Origin of the sequence: Nocardioides sp. CPCC 206348, assembly GCF_048654705.1 — a bacterium.
GTDB lineage: Bacteria > Actinomycetota > Actinomycetes > Propionibacteriales > Nocardioidaceae > Nocardioides.
The window spans coordinates 58,127-63,691 of the sequence record NZ_JBMCZA010000183.1 but is presented as its reverse complement, the minus strand read 5'-3'; the positions used below and the strand labels follow the sequence as shown (position 1 = coordinate 63,691).

At 70.9% G+C, this 5,565-nt stretch carries 5 protein-coding genes; all 5 read right to left on the bottom strand.

What is annotated here, in order from left to right:
• Positions 1–28: 28 nt before the first annotated feature.
• Positions 29–2,074 (bottom strand): SDR family oxidoreductase, encoded by a 2,046-nt coding sequence (locus tag ACOADB_RS15090; protein ID WP_378600157.1) that lies wholly within the window; start codon positions 2,072–2,074, stop codon positions 29–31.
• Positions 2,075–2,114: 40 nt separating this feature from the next.
• Positions 2,115–3,113: a septation protein SepH gene (gene sepH / locus ACOADB_RS15085; RefSeq protein ID WP_378600154.1), complete on the bottom strand. Its 999-nt coding sequence runs from the start codon at positions 3,111–3,113 to the stop codon at positions 2,115–2,117.
• A 193-nt stretch (positions 3,114–3,306) separates the two neighbouring features.
• Positions 3,307–3,708, bottom strand: coding sequence for a YchJ family protein (locus tag ACOADB_RS15080; protein WP_378600152.1), 402 nt, complete (start codon positions 3,706–3,708; stop codon positions 3,307–3,309).
• 16 nt (positions 3,709–3,724) lie between these two features.
• Positions 3,725–5,053: a D-arabinono-1,4-lactone oxidase gene (locus tag ACOADB_RS15075; protein ID WP_378600149.1), complete on the bottom strand. Its 1,329-nt coding sequence runs from the start codon at positions 5,051–5,053 to the stop codon at positions 3,725–3,727.
• A partial coding sequence (locus tag ACOADB_RS15070; RefSeq protein WP_378600147.1) for an MFS transporter occupies positions 5,013–5,565 on the bottom strand: 553 nt, incomplete at its 5' end. The genes ACOADB_RS15075 and ACOADB_RS15070, both read right to left, overlap by 41 nt.

Sequence of the window (5,565 nt, the reverse complement as noted above, 5' to 3'; positions counted from 1 at the left end):
TGGGTGGCCGATCCCGGCCGACCCGTGGCTACCAGTGCACGCCCCTGAACAACTGGGCGAGCAGCATCTGCTCGGTCTCCCGGCGGTTCGACTCCGGAGCCTCCTCGGCTGCCGCAGCGGCCGGTGAGGTGGTCTCCTTGCCCTTCGCCGCAGCGGAGTCCGGGAACACCTGGTAGGCCAGGTTGAGCACCTTGAACGCGGTCTTGGGTGCCAGCGTGTGGGCCAGTGCACCGGCCGTGCCGAACGACGTGTTGATCTCGTGCGGCTTCTCGACCATCGCCCGGATCACGATGTCGGCGGCCTGGGACGGCGAGATGGTGGGGAACTTGTCGTACATCTTGGTCGGCGCGATCATCGGCGTCCGCACCAGCGGCATGTGCACGTTGGTGAAGGTGATGCCGTGGCCGACGACCTCGGAGGACACGACGTTGCTCCAGGCGTCGAGCGCTGCCTTGGAGGCGACGTAGGCCGAGAACCGCGGCGGGTTGGTCTGCACGCCGATCGAGGAGATGTTGACGATGTGGCCGGACCGCTGCGTGTGCAGCTGCGGCATCAGGCCGATCAGCAGCCGGATCGCGCCGAAGTAGTTCAGCTGCATCGTGCGCTCGAAGTCGTGGAAGCGGTCCTGCGACAGCTTCAGCGAGCGCCGGATCGACCGGCCGGCGTTGTTGATGACGAAGTCGACGCTGGGCAGGTCGCGCACCAGCTGCTCGCACAACCGGTCGATGGCCTCGAGGTCGGACAGGTCGCAGGGGAACACGTGGGCCTGGCCGCCGCGGACCTCGATCGCGGACTTGATGTCCTCGAGCTTCTCCTTGCCGCGGGCGACCAGCACCGGGATGCCGCCGGCCTGGGCGACCTTGAACGCCACGACCTTGCCGATGCCCGAGGAAGCACCCGTGATGACGACGTACTTGTCCTTGAGCGCTGCGATGGCCTTCGTGTCGCGCGCGAGGGTGTCGTCGAGGTTCTCCTCCCAGTGCGCCCACAGCGCCCGGGCGTAGGTCTCGAGCGGCGGCACGCTGATGCCGGATCCGGCGAGCGCCTTCTCGGTGATCCGCGAGTCGAACACCGACGGGAACGACGTGTGGGCCAGGGCCTCGGCGGGCAGCCCGAGGCGACCGATGGTCTGGTCCAGTGCCATCTGGCCGGGAGCCGAGCGGACCACGGCCTTGATCATGTTGCTCGGGCGCAGCTGGCGGGGGATCAGCCCGAGGGGACCCGCGCTCGTGACGCTGCGGTCGATCGGCGTCGCGAACCGGGGCGCACCGGCCGCCGTACAGAAGGCGTTGATCATCTCGGCCACCGGCTGGGGCTCGGGGTAGACCAGGTGGAACGCCTCGCCGTCGCGGTCGGGGAGGTGGGCGAGGTGGTCCATCGCCTTGGCGACGTAGTCGACGGGCACGATGTTGGTGTCACCGAGGTCGACGCCGACCAGCGGCAGCCATGCCGGCAGGTTGTCGCGCAGCCGCTTGATCAGCGGGAACAGGTAGTACGGGCCGTCGATCTTGTCCATCGCGCCGGTCTCGGAATGGCCGACCACGATCGCGGGTCGGTAGATCCGCCACGGGATCTTCGCCTCGTCGCGGACCAGCTTCTCGGAGGCGTACTTCGTCCGGTGGTACGGCGACGGGAACGGCTGGCCCTCCTCGAACATCGTCTCGTCGAACCGGCCGTGGTAGTCGCCGGCCGCGGCGACCGAGGACACCTGGTGGAAGCAGCCGGCCTCCAGCTTCTCGGCCAGGCCGAGCGCGTGACGAGTGCCGTCGATGTTCATGGCGTCGTTCGTCGCGTCGTCGGCGGTGATGTCGTAGATCGCCGCGAGGTGGAAGAAGTGCTTGATCGAGCCGACGTGCTCGCTGATCCACTCCGGATCGACGCCGAGGTCGGGCTTGCTCAGGTCACCGAGCACCGGGCGGACCCGGGTGGAACCCGACTGGCGGACCAACGCCTCCATCTTCTTGAGGGAGGACGGGCGGACGAGTACGTAGATCGGCCCCTCGCGACGGTCGAGCAGGTCAGCGACGAGGTGGCGACCGATGAAACCGGTCGCGCCGGTGACGAAATAAGCCATGGGCGCAGGCTACTCCTGAGTAGCCGTCCGCAACCACGGACTACGCCTGATCGGAACCACCGAACATGATCTCGTCCCAGCTCGGCACCGATGCACGGCCGCGCTTCTTCTGCACGGCCCGGCGGTGGCGGGCAGCCTCGGCCTCACGCTCGGCCTCGGTGGGACCGGAGTCGGCAACCAGCGGCTGGTCGGCCGTCGCCCGGATCGGCTCGTCGTACTCGACGGCGGCAGCGGGGACGTCGACCTCGGGCCCAGCGGGCTCGGTGGCCTCGCGGGTGACCAGGTCCAGGGCGTCGTCGCCGAGCGGCAGGGTGGCGCCCAGGTCGCCGCCGAGGGGGAGCTCCTCGGCCGGCACCGAGGTGAGCCGGCGCTCGCGCACCTGGCGCAGCTCGTCGCGCGCTGCGGGCACGGCGGGGGCCTCGAGCACCTCGCCGATGAGCCAGCGGGCGTCGTCGTTGTCGGTGAGGACGTAGTTGCCGGGCGCGTCGTAGGTGAAGCGGGCGGTGCCGTTGCGCTCCCCGGACGTGTAGGTGCCGGTGAGTACCCAGCGTCCGGTCTCACGGCGGTACGCGTCCCACGTGACGCCGGTCGGGTCGGCACCGATGGCGCGCAGCTGCGCGGCCACGGCGTCGCCGAGGACCCGGCTCTGCGTGTGGGCCGTCGTCTCGCCCGGAGTACGACGGATCGACGCCTTCTGCGCACGCTCGGCCACGTGCTCGCGCTCGGCGAGGACCGGCGCGATGTAGGGCATGATCGCGTCGACCGTGGTCCCGGCCGCCTGGGCGACGGTCTCCGCGGACTCGCCTGCGCGGATGCGGATCTGGATCTCGCGGGGACGGATGCTGCTGCTCATCTTGATCTCCAACTGGCCGAGACGGGTGGTCTCACCGCGCACCGCAGCGCGGAGGTCGGGCGTGATGTCGAGGGTGAACTCGGCGCCCTGGTCGTCCACCAGCAGCAGGCGCTGACGGTCGGGACTGATGCCGGCGAGATCAAGTCGGGACGAGCCGTTGCCGGCCTGGTCCGCCTTGTCCGCCATCGTGTCCTCGGTTGTCTGCCTGGGGGAGTCCTGCCTGGTGCCGGGGTGGTGCTCCGGTTCGGACGAGCCTACGCCCGGGGAACCCCCGGATCGGGTTGCGGCCCCGGCGTGTGGCGACGTGTCGACATTTTGCCGGGGCAGTTGCCCGCCGAATCAGCGGTCACGACCAGCTCACGGCCAGCTCACGACCAGCTCACGACCAGATGGCCCGGCCGCGGACGTACTGCCAGCCCTCGTTGTCCCGCCGGAACCGGCTGGTCTCGTGCAGGTCGCCCGCCACGCCGTCACGGAGGTAGCCGGCCCGGAACTCGACCACGCCGCGTCGATCCGTCGGCCCGCCGGCGTCGGTCGCGAGGACCTCGAGCCCGGTCCAGCGCAGTGCGTCGTCGAGCTCGAGCGACGCGGGACGGGTGGCCGGGTGCCAGGTCGCCAGCAGGTACCCGACGCAGCCGGCGTCGCCGACCACGAACGCGGAGTACCGCGAGCGCATCAGTTCCTCGGCGGTCGCCGGCGACGCAGCGCCCCGGTGGAACGGGCGGCAGCAGGCGTCGTACCCCTTGCCGGACGAGCAGGGACAGGCCTTCGTCGTACCCACGCCTGACCAATTCCGGTCAGGCGCCGAGGACGCGGTCGAGGTACGGGTTGGTGAACACCCGGTCCGGGTCGAGTCGTTCGCGCAGCGCGAGGAAGTCACCGAAGCGGGGGTAGAGCGGCGCGAGGTCGTCCGCGTCCAGGGAGTGCAGCTTGCCCCAGTGCGGCCGGCCGCCGTGGTCGCGCATGACCGACTCCATGAGCGTGAAGTAGGCCTCGTGGTCGGCCCGGTGGTGGGTGTGGAAGGCCAGGTAGAACGAGTCGCGTCCGTACGACGTCGACAGGGGTACGTCGTCCGCCGGCGCCACCCGGATCTCGACCGGGAACGACACCGAGAGCCCGGACCGCTCGAAGGCGGCCCGGCACTCGCTCAATGCGACCAGGCCGGCCTCGCGGGGCACGGCGTACTCCATCTCGCGGAAGACCACGCGCCGCTCGGTCGTGAAGACCCGGTGCGCGAGGTCCGAGTAGGTCCGCGCCCCGATCATCCGCGCCGCGAACCTGTTGGCGGCGGGGATGGCTCGCGGTGCCCGGTTGAGCGCGGCGGTCTGGGCTCCGAAGACGGTGTTGGCGAGCAGGTCGTCGTCGACCCACGACCGCCAGCGGGGCAGTGGTTCGGCGACCGAGAGGTCGGTGCCGCTGCGGGTGTAGCTCTTGGTGAGCAGCCGGTCCGCGTGCGGGAACCAGTACATGTCGACGTGGTCGCTCGCCGCCGTCAGGTCGTCGAAGCCGGCCATGCCCTCCTCCCACGACATCGGCCTCTCCTCGGCGCGGAGCACGAAGAGCGGCTCCACCGCGAAGGTGATGGCGGTCAGCACGCCGAGCGCACCGAGGCCCACCCGCGCCAGGTCGAGCACGTCCGCATTCTCCGAGGCCGAGGCCCGCAGGATCTCGCCCGTGCCCGTCACGAGCTCCAGTCCGACCACCTGGGCGGCCAGGCCCGAGGCCCGCCCTCCCGTGCCGTGCGTGCCGGTCGAGATCGCCCCCGCCAGGGTCTGCTCGGCGATGTCGCCCATGTTGTGCAGGCTCAGCCCGAGGCGTTCCAGCTCGGCGTTGAACACCTTCAGCTGGGTGCCGGCGAGCGCGGTGACGGTCATGGCGACGCGATCGACCTCGAGGATGCCGCGCATCCGGTCGGGCAGGAGCTGGACGTGCGCGGGCTTCGCGATCGCCGTGAAGCTGTGCCCGGTGCCGGCAGCCTTGACGGTCCGGCCGGCCGTGCGCGCCTCGACGACGGCGGTGCGGACCTCTTCGGCATCGTCGGGTGTGATCACCTGCAGCCCGGAGGCCGACTCGAGGCCGGACCAGTTATGCCAGGTGCTCGGAGGGGTCCGGTGACGCGTCTTCATGGGACGGCACCGTAGCCGGAACCCGGGTGGCCAGGGCGCCGAGCAGGGCGAGCGCGCCGCCGACGCCGCAGACGAGGTACGCCGGCGAGGCGCCCTCGGCGTCGATGAGCACCCCCGCGATCGCAGCTCCGGGAGCCAGTCCCGCGGCGAGCCCGGTGCCGATGATGGCCATGCCCTCGGTGAGCCGGGCAGGCGGCAGCACCTGCTCGGCGAGCGACATGGTGGCGATCAGGGTCGGCGAGATCGCGAAGCCGCCGACGAGCAGCACGACGCCCATCACCGGGATGGACGGCACCAGCGGCAGGGGAGCCATGGCCAGGAGCATGCCGAAGGCGCCCACGCGCAACCGAACGAGCGGTCCGTGTCGCCAGACGATGGCCCCGGACACGACCCCGGCCACGAGGCTGCCGAAGGCCCAGATCGCCAGCAGGAAACCGGCGGCGGACTTCCGGCCGTTCTCGTCGGCGAAGGCGACGGTGACGACCTCGGCCGCTCCGAACAGGATGCCGAGG

Bases quoted from the DNA above. Each gene is read 5' to 3' on its own strand.
- ACOADB_RS15090 (WP_378600157.1), bottom strand. From the start codon at position 2,074: ATGGCTTATTTCGTCACCGGCGCGACCGGTTTCATCGGTCGCCACCTC.
- sepH (WP_378600154.1), bottom strand. From the start codon at position 3,113: ATGGCGGACAAGGCGGACCAGGCCGGCAACGGCTCGTCCCGACTTGAT.
- ACOADB_RS15075 (WP_378600149.1), bottom strand. From the start codon at position 5,053: ATGAAGACGCGTCACCGGACCCCTCCGAGCACCTGGCATAACTGGTCC.